The organism is Bradyrhizobium australiense (assembly GCF_013114825.1).
Lineage (GTDB): Bacteria > Pseudomonadota > Alphaproteobacteria > Rhizobiales > Xanthobacteraceae > Bradyrhizobium > Bradyrhizobium australiense.
On the sequence record NZ_JAAVLX010000002.1, the window covers coordinates 645,769 to 668,042 of the forward strand.

Annotated in this window: 27 protein-coding genes; 10 read left to right on the forward strand and 17 right to left on the reverse strand. The window is 62.3% G+C overall.

What is annotated here, in order from left to right; all coding sequences use genetic code 11:
• Positions 1-7 precede the first annotated feature (7 nt).
• From HCN58_RS06625 to ytfQ, 7 genes are all read right to left on the reverse strand, one after another.
• Complete coding sequence (locus HCN58_RS06625; RefSeq protein ID WP_376701152.1) at positions 8-1,147, reverse strand: aldose epimerase family protein; 1,140 nt, start codon at positions 1,145-1,147, stop codon at positions 8-10.
• Positions 1,144-2,076 carry a Gfo/Idh/MocA family protein gene (locus HCN58_RS06630; RefSeq protein ID WP_171578525.1) on the reverse strand — a complete coding sequence of 311 codons (933 nt, stop codon included), beginning with the start codon at positions 2,074-2,076 and terminating at the stop codon, positions 1,144-1,146. The genes HCN58_RS06625 and HCN58_RS06630 overlap by 4 nt, the downstream gene beginning before the upstream one ends.
• Entirely contained in the window at positions 2,073-2,855 is a 783-nt protein-coding gene (locus HCN58_RS06635) for a FadR/GntR family transcriptional regulator (RefSeq protein ID WP_171578526.1), read from the reverse strand. The genes HCN58_RS06630 and HCN58_RS06635 overlap by 4 nt, the downstream gene beginning before the upstream one ends.
• A complete protein-coding gene (gene yjfF, locus HCN58_RS06640; protein WP_171578527.1) occupies positions 2,852-3,835 on the reverse strand; it encodes a galactofuranose ABC transporter, permease protein YjfF in 984 nt (327 codons plus the stop codon). The genes HCN58_RS06635 and yjfF overlap by 4 nt, the downstream gene beginning before the upstream one ends.
• Entirely contained in the window at positions 3,832-4,815 is a 984-nt protein-coding gene (locus HCN58_RS06645; RefSeq protein WP_376701155.1) for an ABC transporter permease, read from the reverse strand. Before HCN58_RS06645 ends, yjfF begins: the two co-directional genes overlap by 4 nt.
• Positions 4,815-6,359 (reverse strand): sugar ABC transporter ATP-binding protein, encoded by a 1,545-nt coding sequence (locus tag HCN58_RS06650; protein WP_171578529.1) that lies wholly within the window; start codon positions 6,357-6,359, stop codon positions 4,815-4,817. Before HCN58_RS06650 ends, HCN58_RS06645 begins: the two co-directional genes overlap by 1 nt.
• A gap of 128 nt (positions 6,360-6,487) precedes the next feature.
• Entirely contained in the window at positions 6,488-7,453 is a 966-nt protein-coding gene (gene ytfQ, locus HCN58_RS06655; protein ID WP_171578530.1) for a galactofuranose ABC transporter, galactofuranose-binding protein YtfQ, read from the reverse strand.
• A gap of 276 nt (positions 7,454-7,729) precedes the next feature.
• Here ytfQ and garD point away from each other — a divergent pair, with 276 nt between their 5' ends.
• Positions 7,730-9,265, forward strand: coding sequence for a galactarate dehydratase (gene garD / locus HCN58_RS06660; RefSeq protein WP_171578531.1), 1,536 nt, complete (start codon positions 7,730-7,732; stop codon positions 9,263-9,265).
• 55 nt (positions 9,266-9,320) lie between these two features.
• Here garD and HCN58_RS06665 read toward each other — a convergent pair whose 3' ends face one another.
• Entirely contained in the window at positions 9,321-9,776 is a 456-nt protein-coding gene (locus HCN58_RS06665) for a host attachment family protein (RefSeq protein WP_171578532.1), read from the reverse strand.
• A 119-nt stretch (positions 9,777-9,895) separates the two neighbouring features.
• Entirely contained in the window at positions 9,896-11,128 is a 1,233-nt protein-coding gene (locus HCN58_RS06670; RefSeq protein ID WP_235983416.1) for a DUF1236 domain-containing protein, read from the reverse strand.
• Between the two features lie 181 nt (positions 11,129-11,309).
• On the opposite strand from HCN58_RS06670, the gene HCN58_RS06675 reads away from it, so the two are divergent.
• The 3 genes from HCN58_RS06675 to budC all read left to right on the forward strand — a co-directional run bounded on the left by HCN58_RS06675 (position 11,310) and on the right by budC (position 13,006).
• The gene (locus tag HCN58_RS06675) at positions 11,310-11,633 is read left to right on the forward strand and encodes a hypothetical protein (protein ID WP_171578533.1); all 324 of its coding nucleotides are present in this window, start codon (positions 11,310-11,312) and stop codon (positions 11,631-11,633) included.
• 131 nt (positions 11,634-11,764) lie between these two features.
• On the forward strand, positions 11,765-12,196 hold the full coding sequence (locus HCN58_RS06680; protein WP_171578534.1) for a CBS domain-containing protein: 432 nt from the start codon (positions 11,765-11,767) through the stop codon (positions 12,194-12,196).
• 45 nt (positions 12,197-12,241) lie between these two features.
• A complete protein-coding gene (gene budC / locus HCN58_RS06685) occupies positions 12,242-13,006 on the forward strand; it encodes a meso-2,3-butanediol dehydrogenase (protein WP_171578535.1) in 765 nt (254 codons plus the stop codon).
• 262 nt (positions 13,007-13,268) lie between these two features.
• On the opposite strand, the gene HCN58_RS06690 is transcribed toward budC, so the two are convergent.
• Together HCN58_RS06690 and HCN58_RS06695 are read right to left on the reverse strand one after the other, a co-directional pair.
• The gene (locus HCN58_RS06690) at positions 13,269-13,505 is read right to left on the reverse strand and encodes a DUF6496 domain-containing protein (RefSeq protein ID WP_171578536.1); all 237 of its coding nucleotides are present in this window, start codon (positions 13,503-13,505) and stop codon (positions 13,269-13,271) included.
• 91 nt (positions 13,506-13,596) lie between these two features.
• Entirely contained in the window at positions 13,597-14,145 is a 549-nt protein-coding gene (locus HCN58_RS06695; protein WP_171578537.1) for a DUF4142 domain-containing protein, read from the reverse strand.
• A 535-nt stretch (positions 14,146-14,680) separates the two neighbouring features.
• Here HCN58_RS06695 and HCN58_RS06700 point away from each other — a divergent pair.
• From HCN58_RS06700 to HCN58_RS06710, 3 genes are all read left to right on the forward strand, one after another.
• Positions 14,681-14,992: a hypothetical protein gene (locus HCN58_RS06700; protein WP_171578538.1), complete on the forward strand. Its 312-nt coding sequence runs from the start codon at positions 14,681-14,683 to the stop codon at positions 14,990-14,992.
• A 235-nt stretch (positions 14,993-15,227) separates the two neighbouring features.
• Positions 15,228-15,950, forward strand: coding sequence for a DUF72 domain-containing protein (locus tag HCN58_RS06705; protein WP_171578539.1), 723 nt, complete (start codon positions 15,228-15,230; stop codon positions 15,948-15,950).
• Between the two features lie 87 nt (positions 15,951-16,037).
• The gene (locus tag HCN58_RS06710) at positions 16,038-17,576 is read left to right on the forward strand and encodes an FAD-dependent oxidoreductase (RefSeq protein WP_171578540.1); all 1,539 of its coding nucleotides are present in this window, start codon (positions 16,038-16,040) and stop codon (positions 17,574-17,576) included.
• 16 nt (positions 17,577-17,592) lie between these two features.
• Here HCN58_RS06710 and HCN58_RS06715 read toward each other — a convergent pair whose 3' ends face one another.
• A complete protein-coding gene (locus HCN58_RS06715) occupies positions 17,593-18,504 on the reverse strand; it encodes an NAD(P)/FAD-dependent oxidoreductase (protein WP_171578541.1) in 912 nt (303 codons plus the stop codon).
• 158 nt (positions 18,505-18,662) lie between these two features.
• Between HCN58_RS06715 and HCN58_RS35285 the strand changes: the two genes are divergently transcribed.
• Complete coding sequence (locus tag HCN58_RS35285) at positions 18,663-18,842, forward strand: CsbD family protein (protein ID WP_210265880.1); 180 nt, start codon at positions 18,663-18,665, stop codon at positions 18,840-18,842.
• A gap of 53 nt (positions 18,843-18,895) precedes the next feature.
• Positions 18,896-19,753 (forward strand): SDR family oxidoreductase, encoded by an 858-nt coding sequence (locus HCN58_RS06725; protein WP_171578542.1) that lies wholly within the window; start codon positions 18,896-18,898, stop codon positions 19,751-19,753.
• A 53-nt stretch (positions 19,754-19,806) separates the two neighbouring features.
• On the opposite strand, the gene HCN58_RS06730 is transcribed toward HCN58_RS06725, so the two are convergent.
• Positions 19,807-20,460, reverse strand: a complete 654-nt coding sequence (locus HCN58_RS06730; protein ID WP_171578543.1) for an NUDIX domain-containing protein — start codon at positions 20,458-20,460, stop codon at positions 19,807-19,809.
• Between the two features lie 100 nt (positions 20,461-20,560).
• Here HCN58_RS06730 and HCN58_RS06735 point away from each other — a divergent pair, with 100 nt between their 5' ends.
• Positions 20,561-20,731: a DUF3072 domain-containing protein gene (locus tag HCN58_RS06735; RefSeq protein ID WP_171578544.1), complete on the forward strand. Its 171-nt coding sequence runs from the start codon at positions 20,561-20,563 to the stop codon at positions 20,729-20,731.
• An 83-nt stretch (positions 20,732-20,814) separates the two neighbouring features.
• Here HCN58_RS06735 and HCN58_RS06740 read toward each other — a convergent pair whose 3' ends face one another.
• The 4 genes from HCN58_RS06740 to HCN58_RS06755 form a co-directional block, all read right to left on the reverse strand.
• Positions 20,815-21,096, reverse strand: a complete 282-nt coding sequence (locus tag HCN58_RS06740; protein WP_171578545.1) for a hypothetical protein — start codon at positions 21,094-21,096, stop codon at positions 20,815-20,817.
• A 77-nt stretch (positions 21,097-21,173) separates the two neighbouring features.
• The gene (locus tag HCN58_RS06745; RefSeq protein WP_171578546.1) at positions 21,174-21,410 is read right to left on the reverse strand and encodes a hypothetical protein; all 237 of its coding nucleotides are present in this window, start codon (positions 21,408-21,410) and stop codon (positions 21,174-21,176) included.
• A gap of 321 nt (positions 21,411-21,731) precedes the next feature.
• A complete protein-coding gene (locus tag HCN58_RS06750) occupies positions 21,732-21,911 on the reverse strand; it encodes a hypothetical protein (RefSeq protein WP_171578015.1) in 180 nt (59 codons plus the stop codon).
• Between the two features lie 24 nt (positions 21,912-21,935).
• A complete protein-coding gene (locus HCN58_RS06755; RefSeq protein WP_171578547.1) occupies positions 21,936-22,091 on the reverse strand; it encodes a hypothetical protein in 156 nt (51 codons plus the stop codon).
• Positions 22,092-22,274: the final 183 nt, after the last annotated feature.

A 22,274-nucleotide genomic window follows, 5' to 3' on the forward strand; every position in this document is an offset into this window, starting at 1 on the left:
CCACCGATCATCGCCCGCTCCCTCCGGGCAACTCTACCGCGGATTGTGTCCCGATTGCGCCCTGGATCGCGTGCGTGAAACGATACAGCGTGGTGTGGCGATAGATCTCGCCCGGCGAAAGTCGTGCCGTCGGAAAGTCCGGTCGATTGGGCGTATCGGGCCACGCGTGCGGCTCGAGGCAAATGGCATCGGACTGCCGATAGAGACGGCCGCCTTTTCCAGCGATGGAGCCATCAAGGAAGTTTCCGGAATAGACCTGCAGGCCGGGCTGGTTGGTGAACAGTTCGAGCACGCGGCCGGATGTTGGCGCTGCTAGCCGCGCGGCAAAGCGCGCGTCGTCGCTTGACGGCGCGAGGCAGAAATTATGGTCATAACCGCGGCCCACGCGCAGTTGCGGATGGTCGTTGCGGATCCGCGTGCCGATCTCGACGCCGGCACGAAAGTCGAACGGCGTATCCTCCACCGCGGAAGGTGGCTGCGGCAGCGGGATCGCGCCGGCATCGATGGCGAGGAAATGATCCGCCGCCACGGTGAGGCGATGATCGAGAATGTTTTGGCCGGAGCACGCACCGGACAGATTAAAGAAGCTGTGATTGGTGAGATTGACCACAGTGATGCGATCGGTCCGCGCCGTCATGTCGAGGGAGAGTTCCATCGGGCCTGTGAGGCGCCAGGTCACTTCCACGTCGAGCGCGCCGGGATATCCCTCCTCACCATCGGCGCTGCTGTAGGCGAGCGTCACGGCCGGACGGTTTCCATCCTCGATCCGAACTATCCGCCAGTTGCGACGATCGAAGCCCTCAAGCCCGCCATGCAACGAATTAGATCCGTTATTGGCCGCGAGCTGCACCTCAGCACCGTCGAGCATAAAGCGCGCGCCGGCGATCCGGTTGGCGTAACGCCCGATCGTCGCGCCGAAAAACTGCCGCCGGGCGAGATATCCTTCGAAGGAGTCATGACCGAGCACGATATCGTCGCGGCGTCCGGCAACATCCGGCACCAGCAAGGCCTGTAGGCTTGCACCATAGGTGATGATGCGCGCTTCCAGTCCGCCGTCGCATTGCAACAGGACACGCTCGACTTCGCTGCCGTCAGGCAACACGCCGAAGCGCGAACGCGCCACACGCGGAACGGACGGCATGTTCATGGCTCGTCCTCGTATGGCTCAACCGTGCGCCGCCGCCCCAGCAGGAACGCGTCGGCGACGAGTTGCAGCGGCGCAAGATCGACGTCGCTCTCGCCGGTTGCGGCGAGTTCGCGGAAGCGGCGATAGAGCCCGGCATATTCGGCGTCCGCGGCATCGACCAGCTGGGTACCCGCTGCCCTCAACCTCGCCCCGCCCATGGACAGGGTGACCGGGCCGCCGTCGGTATCGAGATCAATGTCCCAGCTTTGCGGGCCGGTCTGCCGGAAGTCGAATTCGGCGGTGATCTTCAGCCCCTGCGCGTCACTTAGCGCAAGGCGCGCGGCGATAGGCGCCTCGCGATTGGCGGGGAATGCGAGTTCGGCCGAGGTCACGAATAATGGTTGCGGCAAGATCCGCGTCAGGATCGAAAGCGCATTGATGCCGGGGTCGAACACGCCGAGCCCGCCCGGCTCAAAGATCCAGGCCTGTCCGGGATGCCAGACCCGCACGTCTTCTTTCCACGTTATTTTGATAGCGGTGACCTTCCGGCCGGCCAGCAATTGCCGCGCCGGCTCGACCGCCGGAGCGAAGCGCGAGTGCCACGTGGCGAACAGCGTGCGTTGCGCGGTCGTAGCTGCGCTGACGAGCGGATTGATTTCGGCCACCGTGGCACCGGGTGGCTTCTCCAGCATCACATGCTTGCCAGCGGCCAGCGCCGTCGCCGCCTGCGCGTGGCGGACCTGCGGCGGCGTGCATAGCGCCACCGCGTCGATCGGCGGGCCGTCGCTTAAGAGTTCATCGAGCGTCGCCGCGTGCGCCACGCCGGGAAGCGAGGCATTGCGGCTGGCAACCGCAACCAGTTCCACGCCGTCGGTTGCAGCGATCGCCGGCACGTGCTGGTCGCGTGCGATCTTGCCGAAACCGACGATGGCGACGCGAAGCGGGCTCATGCTTTTTCTCCAGGCTCGACCACCGCCGGGGTCGCAGGCGCGGCGCCGGACGATGCCGGAGCGCCCCCCTCGTGGCGGCGCAATCCATTGTAGATCACCTCAGCCATGGCCGCGCTCGCCGCCTCGGCATCTCCTCCAGCGATCGCATCGACAATACGCTGGTGCCATAACAGCACCGTCTCGCGGTCCTGCGTTTCGACCGGCGCGCTGAGCAGGAAGGAGGCCCGCAACGCCGCCTCGATGACGTTACCGATCGAGCGCATGAACAGATTGCCGGAGGCATTGGCGACGGCCAGGTGCAAGGCAAGATCGCCATCGGCAAAGCCAACGGAGTCGGAGGCCTCGCGCCGCATCCGCTCCATGCTCCGGTGCAGTTCGGCGATGTCGGCTTCCGAGCGCCGGGCCGCCGCCAGCGCGGCAGCGCGCGGCTCGACCGCGAGCCGGATTTCGGCGAGATCGTTGAGAAAGCGCCGGTCGATGCCGGCATCGAGATGCCAGGCCAGCACGTCGGCGTCGAACATGTTCCAGGCGCCGCGCTCGCGCACCACGGTGCCGACCCGCGCCTTGGTGGTGAGCAGCCCCTTCGCGACTAGGGTCTTGACGCTCTCGCGCAACACCGGCCGCGATACGCCGAACATCGCGGTGAGTTCGGCATCGCCCGGCAGGCGGGCACCCTCGGCGTAGCGGCCGGCAATGATGTCGACGCCAACACTGCGGGCAACCTCGGCGTGGTTGGAATGCGCGCGCCGCGTCGGAATGACGACAAGCCGGGAGGTCATGATTTGAGGACTCCTGCCTTGCGGGGGCCGGCGCGGCTGGCAATGCCCAGCATGGCCTGCTGCAGGGCGATGAACGCGAAAAGCAGGATACCGGTCACGATCTTGGTCCACCAGCTCGACAAGGTTCCATCGAAATTGATGTAGGTCTGGATCAGACCCTGAATCAGCACGCCGAGCAACGTGCCGGCGACCGAGCCCTGGCCGCCGGTCAGCAGGGTGCCGCCGATCACCACGGCGGCAATCGAATCGAGCTCGACACCGACGGCGGACAGCGAGTAGCCCGCCGCCGTGTAAAACGAGAATACGATGCCGGCGAGACCGGCAAGGACGCTCGACAGCATATAGATGCGCACCGTCATCGACCCGACCGGAATGCCCATCAGCGCGGTGGTCGCGCGGCTGCCGCCGAGCGCATAGACGTTGGCCCCGAAGCGCGTGAAATGCAGCAGCGCCGCGCCTGCCGCGACCACCGCGAGCATGATGAGGGCAATGGCGGTAAGCCGGCCTCCCCCAGGCAGTCGCAGCGCGAAATCCGACACCGTCGAATAGAGCGGCGCGGTGATCGGCGTCGATTCCGTCGACATCAGGAAGCTGGCACCGCGGGCGAGGAACATGCCCGCCAGCGTGACGATGAAAGGCGGCATGTCGAAGACGTGGATGATGGCGCCCATGGCCGCGCCAAAGGCGGCGCACAGCAGCAGGATCGCCGCGAAGGCGACCAGCGGCGGCACGCCGAGGCGCTCGATCGCCAGCGCAACGAAGACGGTAGTGAAGCCGATCACCGAGCCGACCGACAAGTCGATGCCCCCGGAAATGATCACAAACGTCATGCCGGTGGCGACGATGCCGAGGAAGGCATTGTCGGTCAGCAGATTGGCGGCCACCCGGGTGGAGGCGAAATTGGGGAATTGCGCCGTGCAGAGCGCAAATCCGGCGACAAAAACCATGGCTGTTATCGCGACCGGCGGAAGCCCCCTCATTGGCGGGCCCTCCCAAGCACGGCCCCGGCGCTCGCGAAGCGCGGCGACTGCAGCAGCAGGACGACCAGCACGACGGCCGCCTTTACCAGGAGATTGAACTCCGGCGGATAGCCCGACAGCAAAATTCCGGTATTCATGGCCTGGATGATCAAGGCGCCGACCATCGCCAGCACCAGGCTGAAGCGTCCGCCGAACAGCGAGGTGCCGCCGATCACGACCGCCAGAATGGCGTCGAGCTCGAGCCACAGCCCGGCATTATTGGCATCCGCGCCCATGATGTCGGCGGCGGCGATGATGCCGGCAAGCGCGGCGCACAGGCCGCACCACACATAGACCGCGAGGATCATGGCGCGCGTGCCGATCCCCGCCAGTTCGCTCGCCCTTGCATTGCCGCCGGTCGCCTCGATCAACAGGCCAAGCGCCGAACCACGGACCACCGCACCGGTGATAACCAGCATACCGAGCTCGACAGCGACCGGCGCCGGAACGCCAAGCACGGCGCCATTGCCGAGCCAGACCAGGTCGGGCGCGGTGAAAGTGACGATCCGGCCTTCCGTGATGAGCTGCGCGACGCCGCGGCCGGCCACCATCAGGATCAGAGTGGCGACGATCGGCTGGATACCGAGCACCGCCACGAGAAAGCCGTTCCATAGCCCGCACAGCAGCCCGGCGCCGAGGGCTGCGGCGAGCGCCACAGGCATACCGTGGGCGTCGGCGAGGCTCGCAGCAATCGCGCCGGCTATCGCCATGACGGCCCCTACCGACAGGTCGATGCCGCGCGTCGCGATGACCAGCACCATGCCCAGAGAAAGCAGCGCGACCGGCGCGCCGCGGTTGAGAACATCGATCAGGCTGCCGAACAGGCGCCCGTCCTGCATTCGCAGATCGAAGAATTGCGGCGAGACGGCGCGGTCGAGCGCGAGGATCACCAGCAAGGCGATGATCTGGGCAAGGCCGCGGCTTTGCAGCAGTCTTTGCATCATGCTTGCCCGGCTTCCGCACCGGCGGTGCCGGTGGCGGCAATTGCCGCCAGAACATTGGAGACGTCGATGGCTTCCCCTTCCAGCTCATCGATATGGGCACGGTCGCGCAGCACGATCACCCTGTCGGAATAGGTCACGATCTCGTCGAGCTCGGAAGAGATCACCAGCAGCGCCAGGCCGTCGTCGCACAGTTCGCGGATCAGGCGAATGATCTCGGCGTGGGCGCCGACATCGATGCCGCGGGTCGGCTCGTCCAAAACCAGAAGGCGCGGCGCGGTGGCGAGCCAGCGGGCGAGCAGCACCTTCTGCTGGTTGCCGCCAGACAACAGCCCGATTGGGCGCTCCGGCTCCGGCGGGCGAATGTCGAGCAGCCGGATGAACCGTATCGCGATCCCCTCCTGCTCGGCGCGAGACAGCGGCTTTGTGAGGCCGCGCTTGGCCTGCAGCGCCAGCACGATGTTTTCGCGCACGGTCAGATCAGCAATGATGCCCTCGGTCTTGCGTTCTTCCGGGCAATAGCCGAAGCCATGGGCAACCGCATCGCGTGGCGACTGCAGCCGGACAGGCTTGCCTTCGACGGTCGCGCTGCCGCTGTCGGCGCGCTCGGCGCCAAACACCAGTCGCGCGGTTTCGGTGCGCCCCGAGCCGAGCAAGCCAGCCAAGCCAATCACCTCCCCGCGGCGAAGCGCGAGATTGAACGGCGCGACGCAGCCGACCTTGCCATAGCCCTCGAAACGCGCGCAGACCTCCCCCGCCTGCCGCACCTTCGCCGCCGCGCGCTCGCTGGTAGTCCCGGCAAGCTCGCGGCCAAGCATCATGCGGATCAGTTCGATCCGCGGCAGTTCGGCGGTCTCCCGCTCGCCGATCAGCCGGCCGTTGCGCAAGACTGTGATGCGATCGCAGATCTCATAGACCTGATCGAGAAAATGCGTGACGAAGATGACGCCGATGCCGCGTAGCGCGAGCTTGCGCATCACCGCGAACAGGATCTCGACTTCATGGCGATCAAGGCTTGCGGTCGGCTCATCGAGGATCAGCACGCGCGCCGACTGGTCGACGGCGCGCGCAATCGCGGTGATGTGCTGAACCGCGACAGAATAATTTCCGAGCGGCTCGGCGACGTCGATATGGAGGTCGAATTCTGCAAGGAGTTCGGCGGCGCGGCGGCGCATCTCGGCCTCGCGCACCAAACCGAACCGCGTCGGCTGCCTGCCGAGATAGAGGTTTTGCGCCACCGACAGGTTCAGGAGCAAATTGACTTCCTGATAGACGGTCGCAATCCCCGCATCCACCGCGGCCTTGGCCGATCGCGGCGCAACCTCGGCGCCGCCGAGCCTGACGATGCCGGTGTCGCGCGGGAAAACACCGGTCACCGTCTTGATCAGCGTGGACTTGCCGGCGCCATTCTCGCCGAGCAGCGCGTGGATTTCGCCGGCCCGCAAGGTGAAATCCACCTCCTGCAGGGCCCGCAGCGTGCCAAAACTTTTGCTCAAGCCGCGCACCTCCAGCAAAGCAGAGCCAGGGTCGGAACTTGCATTCATGCCGGCATCACTCCCACCGACTCTCGCGTCAACGCCAAACGCCCGGCATGTTCGCCTTGTGAGGCGGATTCGTCGAGAAGGCTTTTGTCGCCGGGCCCGTTCAGGACCCGGCGGCGCGAACAGGCCGGTCAGTAGCCGAGGCCCTTTTTGCTGTCATAGATCTTCTGCGGATCATCGGCCGCCGTGTAGAGCTTCGATTCCGTCTGGATCCACTTCGGCGGCACCGTTCCCTTCGCCTTGTAGGCCATGATGGCGTCCAGCGCCGGGCCCGCCATGTTCGGCGTCAGCTCGACGGTGGCATTGGCCTCGCCGGCCGCGATCGCCTTGAAGATGTCGGGCACCGCATCGATCGACACAGTCAGGATATCCTTGCCGGGCTTGAGGCCGGCCTCCTTCATCGCCTGGATTGCGCCGACCATCATGTCGTCGTTATGGGCATAGACGGCGCAGATCGTCTTGCCGCCGCCTTCGGCCTTGATGAAGCTTTCCATCACCTCCTTGCCCTTGGCGCGGGTGAAGTCGCCGGTCTGGCTGCGCACCACCTTGAGATTGGCGTTCTTGGCGACGACGCTGTCAAAACCCTTCTTGCGGTTGGTTGCGACGCTCGCGCCTACCGTGCCCTGCAGCTCAACGACGTTGCAGGCTTTCCCGGCCATGGCCTTCGCCAGCCATTCGCCGGCGACCGCACCTTCGTGCACGCTGTCCGAGGTGACGGCGGTGAGATAGAGCTCCTTGCCCGACGGATCGATGTCGCGGTCGAGCAGCACCACCGGAATCTTGGCTTCCTTGGCCTCCTTCAACACCGCATCCCAGCCGCTCGACACGACAGGCGCGAGGAAGATGGCGTCGACGCCTTGGGCGATGAAGGAACGGATCGCCTTGATCTGGTTCTCCTGCTTTTGCTGGGCGTCGGCGATCTTGAGCGTGACCTTGCGCTTGGCGGCCTCTGATTTGGAGACCGAGGTCTCCGCCGCCCGCCAGCCGGATTCGGATCCGATCTGGGAGAAGCCGACGGTCAATTCAGCCGCGGTTGCCGGGAGCGAGAGGGTGATGGCGACCAGGGCGGTCGCCGCGAGGAGGGCTTTGGAGGTCATGAGGCGCATTCTCCCAAATGTTGTTCAGGGTGCCTGCATCCCCAAAATTGGTATCATGGCACCTTTTGAGCTGTCCGTTGGCGGCAGCGCGGGCAATATTTCACGGAAGATCGGCCCTGACTAGTAATATTATTTTACTATTTGGTTCCAGATCGGGCCTCATCGCCTATCCGGCGTTTGCTTCCCGCAATAAGGCCGCGCGGTTTGATCTTGATTGGCCCACGCATGCGGCGCAGTTACGCGTTGTCTGATGCCGCCCGTGAACAAGGATTCGATATGGAGACCGCCACCGCGAAACCGCTCTACATCCGTATGCACGCGGACGATAACGTCGCGATCGTCGCGAACCGCGGCGGCCTGCATTCAGGCGCCGAATTTGCCTGCGGTTTGCGGCTGATCGAACAGATCCCGCAAGGCCACAAGGTGGCCCTCGCCGACATCGGAGAAGGCGAAGCCATTCGCCGCTACGGCGAGATCATCGGCCATGCTGCAGCGCCGATCACCAAGGGGAGCTGGGTCAAGGAATCGCTGGTGCAGATGCCTGACGCGCCATCGTTCGACAATCTGCCGAAGCCGAACGGCGGCGCGATCAGGCTGCCGCCGCTGGAAGGCTACACGTTCAAAGGCTACCGGAATGCCGACGGTTCGGTCGGCACCCGCAACATGCTCGCCATCTCGACCAGCGTGCAGTGCGTCGCCGGCACGGTCGAGTTCGCGCTGGAGCGGATTCGCAAGGAGCTGTTGCCGAACTATCCCAACGTCGACGACGTGGTGGCCGTCACGCATGCCTATGGCTGCGGGGTCGCGATCAACGCGCCGGGCGCCGCTGTGCCGATCCGCACGCTGCAGAACCTGGCGCGCAATCCCAATTTCGGCGGCGAGGTGATGATCGTTGGCCTCGGCTGCGAGAAGCTGCAGCCCGAATTGTTGCTGCCCGAGGGCATGAGTGCCGATGACGAAATCATGCGCATGCAGGACGAAGACCTCACCGGCTTCGGCGAGATCGTCGAGGACATCGTCCAGATGGCGGATGCACGCCTCAAGATATTGGACCAGCGCCGCCGCGAGACCTGCCCGGCCTCGGCGCTGGTGGTCGGCATGCAATGCGGCGGCAGCGATGCGTTCTCGGGCGTGACCGCCAATCCGGCGCTGGGTTTTGCTGCGGACCTGCTGGTCCGCGCCGGCGCCACCGTGATGTTTTCCGAAGTCACGGAGGTGCGCGACGCGATCCATCTCCTGACGCCGCGCGCGGCCAACCAGGAGGTCGCGGACGCGCTGGTGCGCGAGATGGCCTGGTATGATCGCTATCTCGCCGGTGGCGAGGCCGACCGCAGCGCCAACACCACGCCGGGCAACAAGAAGGGCGGCCTCTCCAACATCGTCGAGAAGGCGATGGGCTCGGTGATCAAGTCCGGCACCAGCCCGATCGCGGGCGTACTGGCGCCGGGCGAACGCGTCGGCCAAAAGGGGCTGATTTTTGCGGCGACACCGGCAAGCGATTTTGTCTGCGGGACGCTGCAATTGGCCTCGGGCATGACGCTGCACGTCTTCACCACCGGCCGCGGCACGCCCTATGGACTTGCCGCCGTGCCGGTCATCAAGGTCTCCACCCGTAGCGAGCTGAAGCAACGTTGGCACGACCTGATCGATGTCGACGCCGGCAGCATCGCAACCGGCGATGCGACGATCGAAGACGTCGGCTGGGAAATATTCCGCCTGATCCTCGACGTGGCGAGCGGACGCGAGACCTGGGCCGAGCACTGGAAGCTGACCAACGCGCTCGCCCTGTTCAATCCGGGTCCCGTAACCTGAGGCGATACAGGCAAGATGCCTGACTGCGGCCGTCGCGAGATGCGGCCGCAAGCGGCTACGCCGCCATCAGCCTTTCGATATCGGGTATCGGGTGGGAAGTTAATTGCTTCGGAATTTCGCCTACAATCCGCTCTGCCACTTCGGCATGATAAGCCTGTCGGAGATTGCCCAGAACTTTCGCCGGGGCAACGACAACTAATTTGTCGAAGCGATTACCGTGTGCCAGACGATAGAGCGCGTCGGCAATGACGCCGGCGAACCGCTCTTCGGCGATATAATGCCAATCGGCTTGCTCCATTGCGCTTCGCGCCGCACCGACACTCTGGACGGACCGCCCGGGACGATCGGTTCCCTGCTCGCGCGTTGCCGGATTTTCCTGCTCAAGCACATGCTCCACCTGCAGATTGAGCTGCTGCGGGGTGCCTTTGTTGCGTAGAAAGAGGGCCTTTTGGCCATCGCCGATGAGAACGAGCGTGTTGTGGGAAATGCGGGGCTTCGGTTCAGTGGTCATTATCGGTGCTCCATGCGGCCTAACGCATGAAGCGCCGGGTAGTTCGCCTGCGGAACGGAAGTGGTGCGAGCGACAAGAGAAGCGGCCTTCAGGCCGCCTCTCCTCGCCTTCCTTACACATCAGTCTTCGATCTCCTCGATGATCCGGCGTTCGCTAGGTTCGATGATATAGGTCCGATCGTCCCGCTCGATGTAGCGATACTCACGCAGCCGTGGAGATTCCCGATATACCTCATCCGGGAATGATCTGATCTCGACCGAATCCGGCAGGCGGTCCCCGACGCGCACGCGCGTGGAAGTGGCGCTGCCCGTGGTGCGCTGCTCGGTTCTGTTCGAACGCTGCTCCGTCCTCGACGAGCGCGCGTGCTTGCGGACAACATCCCTGTCGCTATCCGAGAAGGTCTGCTTGCGCGGTGCCGGGGCCGCCGCGGTCGATTGGCCTCCGCGCGGCAGCACGTCGACGATCTTGTAGGTCGAGGGGTCGACGATCACGATGTCCTCGCGGACCAGGATGAAGTTGTAGCCGCGGTATTGCGGCATCACCTCGACAACTTCAGCCGGCAGCGGCTCGAAATGCACACCGCGCGGGACGACCGTGCCCACCGACAATGAGAAGTTGACGTTGGTCACGGGCTTGACGTTCAGCCGACTGATGGATGTGCTCACGCGGGTACGCTGATTTTCCGTCAGATTGGCCGAGACGTTGACGTTTGTCTGCGACTGCGCGGTGTTGGTCTGCGTGTTCGAAGGCTGAGCCGCCGTATTGGTCGAAGGCTGGGCAGATCCGCTCTTCGTCGCATCGTTAGTCGCATTGGCCGGACCCGTTGATTGCTGCGTGCTTGTCGACTGGTTATTAGCCGGCGGCGATGTATTGGTCTGCGCCTGCGAAGGCTGTGATGACGAGCCCGGTTGGGCAGATTGCGCCTGCGATGGCTGCTGCGATGGTTGCTGAGCCTGCTGATGCTGCGCAGGTGGGTTGGCTGAACTGCCGTCGGATCTCGCCTGCGACGCCGCGCCAGACTGAGACGCCGTGCCGGACTGATTCTGAGGCGCCGTGCCAGGCTGGTTTGACTGGGCCTGCGGACGTGGCGAATCGGCGGTGGCATTGGTCGGCGGTTTCTGCGCGTCCGACTTGTCGCTTTGGTTATTTTGCGGTGTCGCAGGTGATGGCGCCGCCTTGGGAGACTGGCTTTGCGCTGCCGGTGTGTTGGTTCTCTGCTGATCACTCGGCGATTGCGCGAATGCGCTTGTGCCCAGCATCAGTGCGGCGATGGCGCCGCCTAGCAGGCTTTGTTTCATGTTCCACTCCTTGTTCCGTTCTTGGAAGATGCCGCCTAGCAGGCTTTGTTTCATGTTCCACTCCTTGTTCCGTTCTTGGAAGATTATGTCTTTACCGGTGGAATAACTCTGCGTGGCTGCGCGCTGTTCCGGTCAATGTGTCGACCGGAACTTCCTCCTCATTGCTTTAGCTACCGGAACCAAAGTGGGTGCGACGCTTTGAGCCCGCGGGCAGCGTTCGAACGAGGAGGAACTTATGAGGAAGATCGCAATCGGCCTGCTGGCCGGCGCGGGCGCGCTCCTGACCGGCAGTGCAAATGCGTCTGACGTCTACACCACCAGCGAATATTCGAACTCCGACCTGATACAGCAGGTCCGTATGGTCTGTGACGATAACGGACGCTGTTATCGCACCCGCGGCGGCAGCCGCGTGATCGTCCGCGATTCTTATGCCTATGCGCCACGCGAGCGATATATCGAGCGTCGTCATTATCGCGATTGGGATGAGCCGCGGGCCGGCGTCGGCTTCCGTGCACCCGGCGTAAGTGTGGGCGTTGGCGTGGATAGTGACCGCTGGTAGACAATCGAGGAGAGACTTCGGGCTCATCTGAGGTCTCTCCACCGGCGTCGGAATATTTCATGTGCTCCACTGGAACAGCGATGCGACGTGTCTGTTAGCGGGTGAATCGACCGGCAAACGGAGAGGCTCACATGAAAGTTTCCGATGCGATGACACCCGAGGTTCAACTCTGCACTCCCGATGATACGTTGAGGGACGCCGCGCAGGCGATGGCGGCGCTCGGCGTTGGGCTGCTGCCGGTGACCGACAACGACCGCCTAGTCGGCATGATCTCCGACCGCGACATCGCGATCCGCGGTATCGGCATGGGACGAGGCCCCGAGGGACGGGTCGGCGACGTGATGACGGCCAACGTGAAGTATTGCTACGAGGATCAGGACCTCGACGAGGTGACCGCGAACATGGGGGACATCCAGGTCCGTCGGCTGCCCGTACTCAATCGCGACAAGCGGCTCGTCGGCATCATTGCGCTCGGCGATATCGCGTTGGTGCAAGGCGGCGACGGGACGGGCGCGGCGTTGAGCCGAATTTCACGACCCGGCGGGCAGCATGCACAGGTTTGATCTGCGGAAAGGCGGTCGGGATGATCCCGTCGCAGACGAGCGGCCATGAAGCGCTTTGACGGCAAGGTCGTCATCGTGACCGGCGCTGCCTCCGGGATCGGCGAAGCCACCGCGCGGCGCTTCTCGTCCGAAGGCGCATGTGTCGCTCTTGTGGATCGCAACGAAATGCCGCTGGCAGATGTCGCGAAGGATCTGCCGGCGCCATCCACCTTGGCCCACCTCGCCGACGTATCAGATAGCGAAGCCGTCGACGCCATGGTCGCGACCGTGGTGAAGCGCTTTGGACAGTTGCACGTCCTGGTCAACAATGCCGGCGTCTACGAAGGCGGTGCCCCTTCCGAAATCACCAACGAACAGTGGCGCAGGGTGATGGCCACTGACCTTGACGGCGTCTTCTTCGGCTGCCGCGCCGCCCTGCCCCATCTCGAGAAGACGAGGGGCTCGATCGTCAATACGGCGTCGGTATCCGGAACCGGGGGCGACTGGGCAACGGGTCCCTATAACGCCGCTAAGGGCGCCGTCGTGAACCTGACCCGCTCGCTGGCGCTGGACCTCGGCCAGAAGGGCATTCGGGTGAATTCCGTCTGTCCCAGCCTGACCCGGACCGGGATGACGACCGACATGATGCAGGACGAGCAACTGTTGGCTAAGTTCCGGGAGCGAATTCCGCTCGGGCGGGTTTGCGAGCCGCACGAAGTTGCCGCTGTCATCGCGTTTCTCGCCAGCGATGATGCAAGTTTCGTGACTGGCGCCAATGTAGCCGTGGATGGCGGGGTTTCCGCCTCCAACGGTCAGCCGTCGCTGGCCTAGAGAGGCGTTTTCGTTGGTTTTGCGCTGGGCGACAGGAACCCTGGTCAACCGCTCGCCGTTCTAATGGTCATCCGGCGGACGGGGGGACGCCGACGGAGCGGCGAAGATCGATGACACGAAAACCAACGTTCCCCCGAAACCGAAAAACCTCGCCGTCCCGAAACCCCGAGCGCTATCGACCTCGTGCGCTCGACGATTCCGGGGATGAACTGCTTGACGATTGGATGGTAGCATATCCGGCCTCCGATCTGGCCCGATCGGACTAGGACTTCTTCGACGTCTTCGACTTCTTCGAACGCTTCTTCGAAGATTTCTTGGGCACCTTGGCGCCTTCCCTTCGGGCTTCGGACAGGCCGATCGCGATCGCCTGCTTCCTGCTTTTTACCTTTTTGCCGGATCGACCGCTCTTCAGCGTGCCGGATTTGCGCTTCTTCATGGCACGGCCGACTTTCTTCGACGCGCCCTTCGAATATCTGCGCTTCTTTGCTTTCTTCGCCATCTTGCATCCTCACTATTCAACAGTTCGCAACTTCGCAACGGGACGCCCGCGCTGCCGGCGTTCCGTGCAATTCGTGTCAGCAACCGGCCGTCTAATGCTTTCCGACGGTCTTTCCTGCTGCCATATTCTGCGCCATTTCGAGATGATGGCGCAGTGTCGGAAGCATCCCGTCCGCCCACTCCTTCAATTTCGGATGATCCCCGCCCTTGGCGTAGCGCTCGAACAGCGAGACTGCGTCCTTGTGGCCGCTGACCTGATCGATGTTGTAGCGGGAGCTGAAGTCGGCGCCTTTGAGCGATTTCAACTTGTCGATCTTGCTCTGGTGCACGCTGTCGAGCTCGGTCGGTAGCGTCGCCTTCAATTCTCCGCCCGAAACCATGGACTTCAAATCCCTTGTCGTCTTTTCGTGATCTTTGATCATGGTAACGGCGAAGGATTTCTCGGCGGCATTGCCCCGCTCCTGCGCGAGCTGGCTGGACTGGATCTCGAACATGTCGCTGATGGCAGCCTGTTTCACGAAATCTTCTGTCGCCGGAGTGATCCCGAAGGTTGAATTTATCCCGGTCTTCTCTCCGATGGACTGGGCCATGGTGGGCGTCGCCAGGAGGACAAGCGCAAGGCACGATGCAAGATATTTCATTGCGGGCACCTCTCTTTGTGTTGCCGGCTCCCCGCAACAGCTCAGTATCAATCAGCGATACTTCTTATGGTTCCATTGCACCTCGCTTTCGACCCCCACGGCAGATTCGACGCGTTTCGCAGTGCAGGAAATTCTCCTCCATTTCGCGCCGCGTTGCCGCAAGGGTATATGTCAGGAATCCGACAGACGATAACTCGTCGGCAGGTTAATCTCCGCAACGAGGTTAGCCAAATGCTCGCCCTCTTACCCATCGAATGTCCGCGTTGCGTCAGATGTCTGACTCGAATGCGGTTGGCCAACGTTGTCTTGGGCGCCGACCGTTCCGAAAAGCGAACCTTCGAATGCACTAAATGTAACGCCACCGAAATCAGGTTCGTTGCAGATCCGCTCGATTCAGAAGAACTGAACCGCCTGACAGACAACATCAGGCCACCGGCATGAACCTTACGCGGATTGCGATACGGATCGGGATGTCCAGCGTACTTGTGGCCTTCAGCGCCGTCGGCCTCTTCATCAAACATATGGCTTGAATTGGATGACGTTGCTGCCCGCGATTTTTACCCTGGATATCGGCGGAAGACCCACCCTCGCTTTCGAAGCCAAGAACTTGCGGGAATCCCAGCAGCTTTGCCACGAGCATTGGCTGCTTGAGGACATCGCCGGCCTGATGTCGAACGGTGCACCTCTATGGGATGGCAAGGCGCGGCTCCGGGCCCGACGCTCGACCGAGAACGAAATCGCCATGTACCGGGAAGCCGCACGGGATGCTGCGCAGCCGCAGGAAGACCTGCTGTTGGCCTTTCTCGTGGAGCTGGACGACCTCGAAGATGCGCCGGACCACGCCTGATGTTAAATCAGGTCTCATTTTCGAATGGCTGCAGCCACTTCTCTGCAGTCGCCTCTGCCGTCCCGTTCCTCGCGCCGATCAGATGCCGGAACAACTCAGCCTCGCCGATCATTCTCATCATCAACTGATACGGAGGGCTTTGGAATGAAAGCGCTGGCGCGGCATCGCAACGGCGAGGTTTGCTGCGAGCACGAGAAGAACGGCTGCACCAAGCTCGTCTTGAAGCCGTGATGCCATGCCGCGCGTCCTGATCGGCACATCGGGTTGGCACTACGATTCCTGGCGCGGGCCATTCTTCCCCAAGGGACTTCCGCTCAAGGAGCAATTGCAATTTTACGCCGGTCAATTCCCGACTACGGAATTGAACGGGGTGTTTTACCGGACACCTACGCCGGAAGCAGTAAAGGGCTGGCGTGCGCAGACCGGAAGCGATTTCGTATTCGCCTGGAAGGCATCCAAATTCATCACGCATTGGAAGCGGCTGTCGGAGAATTCGGTCAACAGCCTCGAACTGCTCGAAAGCCGCCTCTCCCTGCTCGGCAGGAAAGCGGGACCGGTGCTGTTTCAGCTACCACCGAATTTCCAGGCCAACGCCGACCGGCTGGCCTCGTTCTTCAAGCTGCTCTCGAAGAAGCGCCGGTACAGCTTCGAATTCAGGCATCCGAGCTGGTACGAGCCCAGGATCATCCGGCTGCTGCGCGAGCAAAACATCTCGCTGTGCATTTCCGATCATCATGACGCGCCGGCGCCATGGAAGCGGACCGCCGATTTCGTCTATGTCCGTGGGCATGGGCCCGGAGGCCGCTACAAGGACCACTATGGCGAGGCCGCCCTCGCCGATTGGATCGGTCACATCAAGTCCTGGAAAAGGCAGGGCTGCGACGTGTTCGTCTACTTCGATAATGACCAGAAAAGCGCCGCGCCGGCCGATGCCCGGCGCCTCATCGAGCTAATGTGACGCGCCTGATCGCTGCGAAACCGGGGAACCAAGGCGTCGATCTGCCGTTGGCCTTTCGACTAATTTCTCTGGTTATCGAGTTTGCGGATGAGCCATTTCGCCGATCGCCGTAGCAGGTCGCTATGGATGGAGGTTGCGGTCGCCCCCAACGCAGCACCGTTGCAGGGCGACAAGGAATGCGACGTCGTTGTCGTTGGCTCCGGCATCGCAGGAATCTCCACCGCCTACGAACTTGCGATCCAAGGCTCACGTGTCATGGTGATTGATCGCGGTGATATCGCCGGCGGCATTACGGCACGAACCACGGCGCATCTCGGCTCACCGTGCGACGATCTGATATCGGCAATGATCGGACTGCGCGGCGAAGTACTTTCGCGTCTGTTCCATGAAAGCCAGGCGGCTGCGATCAATCGCATCGAAGCGGTGCAGAACAAGGAATCCATCGATTGCGATTTCCGTCGGCTCGACGGCTACCTCTTTCAGGCGCTCAATACGGATTCGAAAATCATCGAGGATGAGCTTGATGCCGCTCGCAAGGTTGGCGCGCCCGTCCATCGGCTGGTCGGCGTCCCCTTCTCCCACTGCGAACAACAACACGTGCTGCGCTACCCGCGGCAGGGTACGTTTCATCCTCTCAAATATCTTAAGGGGCTTGCCGCGATCATCGAAGCGAAGGGCGGGACGTTCCACGCCGGCACGGTGGTCGAGTCCATCGAAGAGCGTGACGATGGCAAGGTGGTCGTCTCAACCGGTGGCGGCAAGGTCGTTGCCCGCGCGGCGGTCGTGGCGACCAACTCGCCGATTGTGGATCGATTTGCCCTGCACACCAAGATGGCGCCTTATCGTACTTACGCAATGGCATTGTCGATCCGGAAGGGCGCGCTTCCGGATGCCCTGTACTGGGACACGCTGGATCCGTACCATTATGTGCGGCTGCAGCCGGGCGAAGATCGGACCGACTATCTCATCGTCGGCGGTGAAGATCACAAGAGCGGTGAAGCCGACGATGCCGAGATGCGTTTTCAGGCCCTCGAAGCCTGGACGCGCAATCTCATCCCCGCGGCCCAGGAGGTCACCCACCGCTGGTCGGGACAAGTTCTCGAAACCATCGACTATGCGGGTTTCATCGGCAAGAATCCGGGAAGTAACAACATCTACGTGCACACCGGCGATTCCGGCCAGGGCATGACGCACGGGGTGGCGGGTGCCATGATCAATGCAGCTTTGATCCTGGGCCGCGACGCCAAGTGGACCGAAGTTTACGCCCCCTCGCGGAAGACCCCCGCCGCCCTCGGCAACTTCCTTAAAGAGAACGTGACCCCGGTGAAGAGTTTTGCCGAATATCTCGCGCCGGGAGAATTGAACTCAGTGAGCGACTTAAAGACCGGACACGGGGCCGTCATACGGCAAGGCCTCAACAAGATCGCCGCCTATCGCGATTCCTCTGGAAAACTCTACACCCGCTCGGCGGCTTGCACGCATATCGGCTGCCACTTGCACTGGAATTCTTTCGAGACATGTTGGGACTGCCCCTGTCACGGATCTCACTTCGCATTCGACGGGACGGCGCTGAACGCTCCCGCGACAAGCCCGCTGGCCGAGGTTGACATCGAGGATCAACCATAAGCTTCCCATGCTGCCGTCAGCGGAAATTGCGCGGTAGGCTGTTGTGGATGTGGGTAGCGGCGACGGCGGCATGACCTGTTGCCACCGCAATCTGGTGCAGGTCTGAAACGGCATCTCCGACGGCGTACAATCCCGTCACATTCGTCCGTTGATGTGCATCGACCTCGAGACATCCGGTGTCGTTATGGCGGGCACCGAGCTTCCGTCCCAACTCGGAACGCACCTCGCAGCCCAGGACCGGATAGATTACGTCGAATGCTTCGACCGTTGCATCGCTCAGAGATACTATCATTTGCTTGTCTTGCCTGCGAAAGGCCACCGCGCGGGTTGGAAGAAAGCGAATGCCCGCCTCCGACAACTCGCGAGAGAGCGGCTCGCCGCAGGACTTGCCGTCCAGCGTCAGCAGCGTGACATGCCTGGAATAGGTGCGCAAAAACAGCGCCTTTGCACCCGCGTCATTGGCGCTGCCCAGCACTCCGATGCGCAGGTCTGTTGCCTCGAACCCGTCGCATATCGGGCAGTAACGGACCAACCCGTAGGCGATGGCCTGTTGCAGATCGGGATTGCCGAGGTCGCGATCAATCAATCCGCTTGCCAGCACCGCCCGTTCTGCCGTGATGCTTCCTTGCGAGCATGTCGCCTCGAAGCCGCTCCTGGCGAGCTGCAACTCCGTAACCCGATCAGCGATGATCTCGACACCGTAGGTCTTTGCCTGCGCGGCGAGCGCTTCCAACAATTTCGGGCCGGCAATTCCGTCGGCAAAGCCCGGATAGTTATGCGTTGCGGGGATCAACGCTGCCCGGCTTTCCCTGCTATCGACGACGACGACTTTGCGCCGGTATCGCGCCAGGTATATCGCGCAAGTCAATCCGGCCGGTCCGCCGCCGATGATCAGCGCATCCAGGTCGCCTGGCGCAAATCGTGGCATCACCTTCTCTCCTGAACTAATCAAGCTGATGCGTATGGCAACGTTCCTGCGGCCGCTGCGATCAGGAGCGCGACACCACAACCTGCTTGCGCACAGGAACGAAGGCGGCGGTCGGACATTGACCTGGAGCAGACCTCACCACCGCGCAGGTCACGATTATGGGTACCATCAAACGGACGACCCGCCGAGTTGCGGGGAAGACCAAGGAAGTCATCGCCGAAGTAGTCGGCGACGGTAAGCTGCAAGAGGAAGCCAAGGCAGAACAGCGCAAGAGCGAGGATGAGGACAAGGAACCCAGCGACCTCAATCCGTTGGGAAACCTCCACCGCCTCACCTAGCCGCGGCACCGAGGCTGCGGCGCCAGCGCCCCCTTTGTAGGGAGAGAGATACAATGCTGCACTATCCGCGCCCACCCTTTCCCAGCCAGCACCAGCCGATGCCGGGCACCACCGGCGCGATGAATCCGTTGCCCGACCACGGCGAAACCTCTTACAAAGGCAGCGGCCGGCTCAACGGCAAGAAGGCAGTCATCACCGGAGGCGATAGCGGCATTGGCCGCGCGGTCGCCATCGCGTTCGCCCGGGAGGGAGCCGACGTCCTGATCTCCTATCTCGAGGAGCATGACGACGCTCGCGAAACCGAACGGCTGGTGACAGAAGCCGGCAGGGAGGCCATCCTCGTTTCGGGTGACATCCAGCACCCCCATCATTGCCGGGCAGTCATCGCCAAAGCCGTATCGGAGTTCGGCGGCATCGACATCCTCGTCAACAACGCGGCTCATCAAGCCAGCTTCAAGTCGATCGAGGATATCAGCGACGAGGAATGGGAGTTGACCTTCAAAGTCAACATTCACGCGATGTTCTACCTCACCAAGGCGGCCGTACCTCTTATGAAACCGGGAAGCTGCATCATCAACACCGCGTCGATCAATTCGGATGTGCCCAACCCCAGCCTGCTGGCCTATGCGACAACCAAGGGAGCGATCCACAATTTCACCGCAGGGCTGGCGCAAATGCTGGCCGAGAAAGGCATTCGCGCCAATGCAGTTGCGCCGGGGCCGATCTGGACGCCGCTCATTCCCTCGACCCTGCCTGAGGACTCCGTGGAGAATTTCGGCAAGCAGGTTCCGATGAAGCGTCCGGGCCAGCCTGTCGAACTGGCTACGGCCTATGTCATGCTGGCGGATCCGCTTTCCAGCTACGTCTCCGGCGCGACGATTGCGGTTACCGGTGGAAAGCCGTTCCTGTAAAACGAAGGTAGCGAAAGCCCGCGAATGCGGCAGCCGGCGCTGGCTGCCGCGGTCTAGCCCGGCGCAATAGCCGGCATGCGATCGCTCAAATGTTGAACGAGAATGACCGTCTTTGCGTCGACGATCTCCCCAGTTAAGACCATCGCAGCAGCCTGCTCCAGGGTCGTCTCGACCACCTCGACATCTTCCCCCTCCTCCTTGAGCCCGCCACCGTCGGACACTTTGTTGGCCGGCGAGTAAATGCAGGTGAAGAAAACGATCTTTTCCATGATCGCGGCGGGGCTCACATAGAGCTCGAACAACCGCTGTACTTTCGTGATCTTGTAACCGAGCTCTTCCTGCATTTCTTTCACGATACGCCGTTCGGCCTCCTCGCCGTCGAGCTTGCCGGCGCACGCCTCCACGCTGCCCTCGATGCCGTCCTGCAGGAATATCGGCAGCCGCAATTGCCGGGTGAGCAGCACGGTTTTGCGGTCGGGATCGTAGGGGAGAATGACGGCCGAGTTGCCGTTATCGTAAATCTCACGCTGGCGCCGTTGCTGCTCGCCGTCACGCCTGCGCTGCTCATAGCTCACGCGGATCAGCTTGCCCTTATTCTGAGCAACAGTCTCGACGTCGCATATGCGCACGGTCTCGCCGTCCAGTTTCATGGATTTCAAACGCTGTTGATCGGACTTCGATCCCTCTGGCCCACCTTTAGCGAGCACCAGCTAATCCGCACGAGCAACGTGTGCACACGCCATACGCGACGCATAGACGCGGAACGCGCTTCCATTCTCCACGTTAATTGAGATCACGGAGGTTGCCATGGTCCTGAATGCCCATACTGATCCGATGACGGAAGAGCAGAGGAAAGAACTCAAGCGCCTCTGCGATGCCGCTGATATTCCCGATAAATCCGGAGAATTGCTGACTCGTTCGGGCGCCCAGCAGATGATCGAGGAGCTTCGGCGGAAAGCCGCTGAGCAGCGGGCGTGAGGCGAGCGTTAAGCCTGCCGGCTGGTCAAGCCGGGACAATGCGAATGCCGCCATCCACGGATAACGGCATTCGAGAGGGAGGACTACTTGCCACCGGGCTGCGGCCCGGCATTGTTATTGGTGCCAGGTCCGACATTGCCGCTGCTGGACGGGGCGCGGCTGGATGAACCGCGGGTCTTCATTTTGCCGCTAGACATGCCCGTCGTCGTTCCCTTCTTCATGTGGGTGTTTTTGGTCATGCTCTTGGTCGCGCCGGGGCCGACGTCGCCGTGGGCTGCCCCGCCCGGAGCCGGCTGCATTTGCGCGAACGTGCTGCCAGTCGACAGCAACAAGGCGCAGGCGCAAGCCAGGATCGTTTTCTTCATGGGAAACTCCTTTGGTTGAAAGCGACTCTTCAACCTTCGCTGGCGCAAAGGGTTCCGATACGGACACGGAACTGTCATCAGGCCGAGGCGAGCACCGGAGGCACGGACTGCTGCCGCCTGAATTGCTGATAGGCCGCGATGGCCTTGTTGGCGAGCATCAGCCGCCGCCGCTCGCCACGCCGCACCATCAGTTCGATCGTGTCGCTGAGGAAGCGGCCAGCCACCATCGCATCGCCCAGCTCTCCCGTACGCTCGAGATAGTCCCAGGCGATTTCAATCGAACTCTCTATCAACAGGGGCAGCGGTTCCGTCATCTTTGCGTCCAACCATTTTTGGGAGAACGCCCGGCAGCAATCTCCGTTCCTAGTGTAGCCTGTCAGCGGGAGGCTGCCTTGGTTCTACTCCATCATAGCTGCTCAAACCCCTCATCTCAGGAATGAGCGCACTTGGCTTATTCCGAAGGAGCCCGCAGAACGGGCGTCTCGAAGGTGTAGGCCACAGATGGGCCTGATGGTTCGCCCGGTGAGGCGGAGCATCGTCCGGAGACGCGCGGAGCCTGTCCTCGGGCCGCGCTACGCGGACCGTTGGCGCTCCTCACCATGAGGGATTTGTCAAGCAGAGGTAAGCAGAAGCGCTCACGGTCCCCCGGCAACAGCTCCCGCAATCACCATCGTCAGATCGTCCAGATCGATCTTGCCGTTGACGACGAGGCCATCGGAGTCCTCGATGCTCAGCGACTGCGGATTATTCGCCGCTTGCCGTTTCAGCTCAGCAACGATCGCTTCCTTCAGTTTCTCTTCAAGCATCTGCAGCATCTCCGTCCATCCCACAGCGCCGGACTAATGCGTGTTGGTCTCATGCCATTTTTCCAAGTCGACTTTTGACGACGACCGTTGGTCCTTCTCCGGCTTCTCCTTCCAAGGCTTGTCAGTTTGCTTGTGCGATCCCCAGTCGGTCTGCTGACGCGGATCATCGGTGGGCTTTTCCTTGCTCATTTGGACACCTCCAGAATTGGAAGCGGAAAGCACGGGATTTAGTTCCGACGAATCGGTGGACTTGGGGTTCCAATGTCTAAAATCGTACAGACAGACGATGTTCCCGCCCCTTAATCTTTTTGGATGGACAAAAGGAAGGCCGAAGATCGGCCCCAGCGGGACTTGCATATGGAAGCGCTGGCG

Coding starts and splice junctions, on each gene's coding strand:
- budC (WP_171578535.1), top strand. CDS start 12,242: ATGAAGCGCTTTGACGGCAAGGTCGTCATCGTGACCGGCGCTGCCTCC.
- HCN58_RS06700 (WP_171578538.1), top strand. CDS start 14,681: ATGACGTTGCTGCCCGCGATTTTTACCCTGGATATCGGCGGAAGACCC.
- HCN58_RS06695 (WP_171578537.1), bottom strand. CDS start 14,145: ATGAAATATCTTGCATCGTGCCTTGCGCTTGTCCTCCTGGCGACGCCC.
- HCN58_RS06735 (WP_171578544.1), top strand. CDS start 20,561: ATGGTCCTGAATGCCCATACTGATCCGATGACGGAAGAGCAGAGGAAA.
- HCN58_RS06625 (WP_376701152.1), bottom strand. CDS start 1,147: ATGAACATGCCGTCCGTTCCGCGTGTGGCGCGTTCGCGCTTCGGCGTG.
- HCN58_RS06710 (WP_171578540.1), top strand. CDS start 16,038: ATGAGCCATTTCGCCGATCGCCGTAGCAGGTCGCTATGGATGGAGGTT.
- yjfF (WP_171578527.1), bottom strand. CDS start 3,835: ATGAGGGGGCTTCCGCCGGTCGCGATAACAGCCATGGTTTTTGTCGCC.
- HCN58_RS06670 (WP_235983416.1), bottom strand. CDS start 11,128: ATGAAACAAAGCCTGCTAGGCGGCATCTTCCAAGAACGGAACAAGGAG.
- garD (WP_171578531.1), top strand. CDS start 7,730: ATGGAGACCGCCACCGCGAAACCGCTCTACATCCGTATGCACGCGGAC.
- HCN58_RS06740 (WP_171578545.1), bottom strand. CDS start 21,096: ATGAAGAAAACGATCCTGGCTTGCGCCTGCGCCTTGTTGCTGTCGACT.
- HCN58_RS06665 (WP_171578532.1), bottom strand. CDS start 9,776: ATGACCACTGAACCGAAGCCCCGCATTTCCCACAACACGCTCGTTCTC.
- HCN58_RS06675 (WP_171578533.1), top strand. CDS start 11,310: ATGAGGAAGATCGCAATCGGCCTGCTGGCCGGCGCGGGCGCGCTCCTG.
- HCN58_RS06650 (WP_171578529.1), bottom strand. CDS start 6,359: ATGAATGCAAGTTCCGACCCTGGCTCTGCTTTGCTGGAGGTGCGCGGC.
- HCN58_RS06745 (WP_171578546.1), bottom strand. CDS start 21,410: ATGACGGAACCGCTGCCCCTGTTGATAGAGAGTTCGATTGAAATCGCC.
- HCN58_RS06680 (WP_171578534.1), top strand. CDS start 11,765: ATGAAAGTTTCCGATGCGATGACACCCGAGGTTCAACTCTGCACTCCC.
- ytfQ (WP_171578530.1), bottom strand. CDS start 7,453: ATGACCTCCAAAGCCCTCCTCGCGGCGACCGCCCTGGTCGCCATCACC.
- HCN58_RS06635 (WP_171578526.1), bottom strand. CDS start 2,855: ATGACCTCCCGGCTTGTCGTCATTCCGACGCGGCGCGCGCATTCCAAC.
- HCN58_RS06630 (WP_171578525.1), bottom strand. CDS start 2,076: ATGAGCCCGCTTCGCGTCGCCATCGTCGGTTTCGGCAAGATCGCACGC.
- HCN58_RS06705 (WP_171578539.1), top strand. CDS start 15,228: ATGCCGCGCGTCCTGATCGGCACATCGGGTTGGCACTACGATTCCTGG.
- HCN58_RS06725 (WP_171578542.1), top strand. CDS start 18,896: ATGCTGCACTATCCGCGCCCACCCTTTCCCAGCCAGCACCAGCCGATG.
- HCN58_RS06645 (WP_376701155.1), bottom strand. CDS start 4,815: ATGCAAAGACTGCTGCAAAGCCGCGGCCTTGCCCAGATCATCGCCTTG.
- HCN58_RS35285 (WP_210265880.1), top strand. CDS start 18,663: ATGGGTACCATCAAACGGACGACCCGCCGAGTTGCGGGGAAGACCAAG.
- HCN58_RS06750 (WP_171578015.1), bottom strand. CDS start 21,911: ATGCTGCAGATGCTTGAAGAGAAACTGAAGGAAGCGATCGTTGCTGAG.
- HCN58_RS06715 (WP_171578541.1), bottom strand. CDS start 18,504: ATGCCACGATTTGCGCCAGGCGACCTGGATGCGCTGATCATCGGCGGC.
- HCN58_RS06755 (WP_171578547.1), bottom strand. CDS start 22,091: ATGAGCAAGGAAAAGCCCACCGATGATCCGCGTCAGCAGACCGACTGG.
- HCN58_RS06690 (WP_171578536.1), bottom strand. CDS start 13,505: ATGGCGAAGAAAGCAAAGAAGCGCAGATATTCGAAGGGCGCGTCGAAG.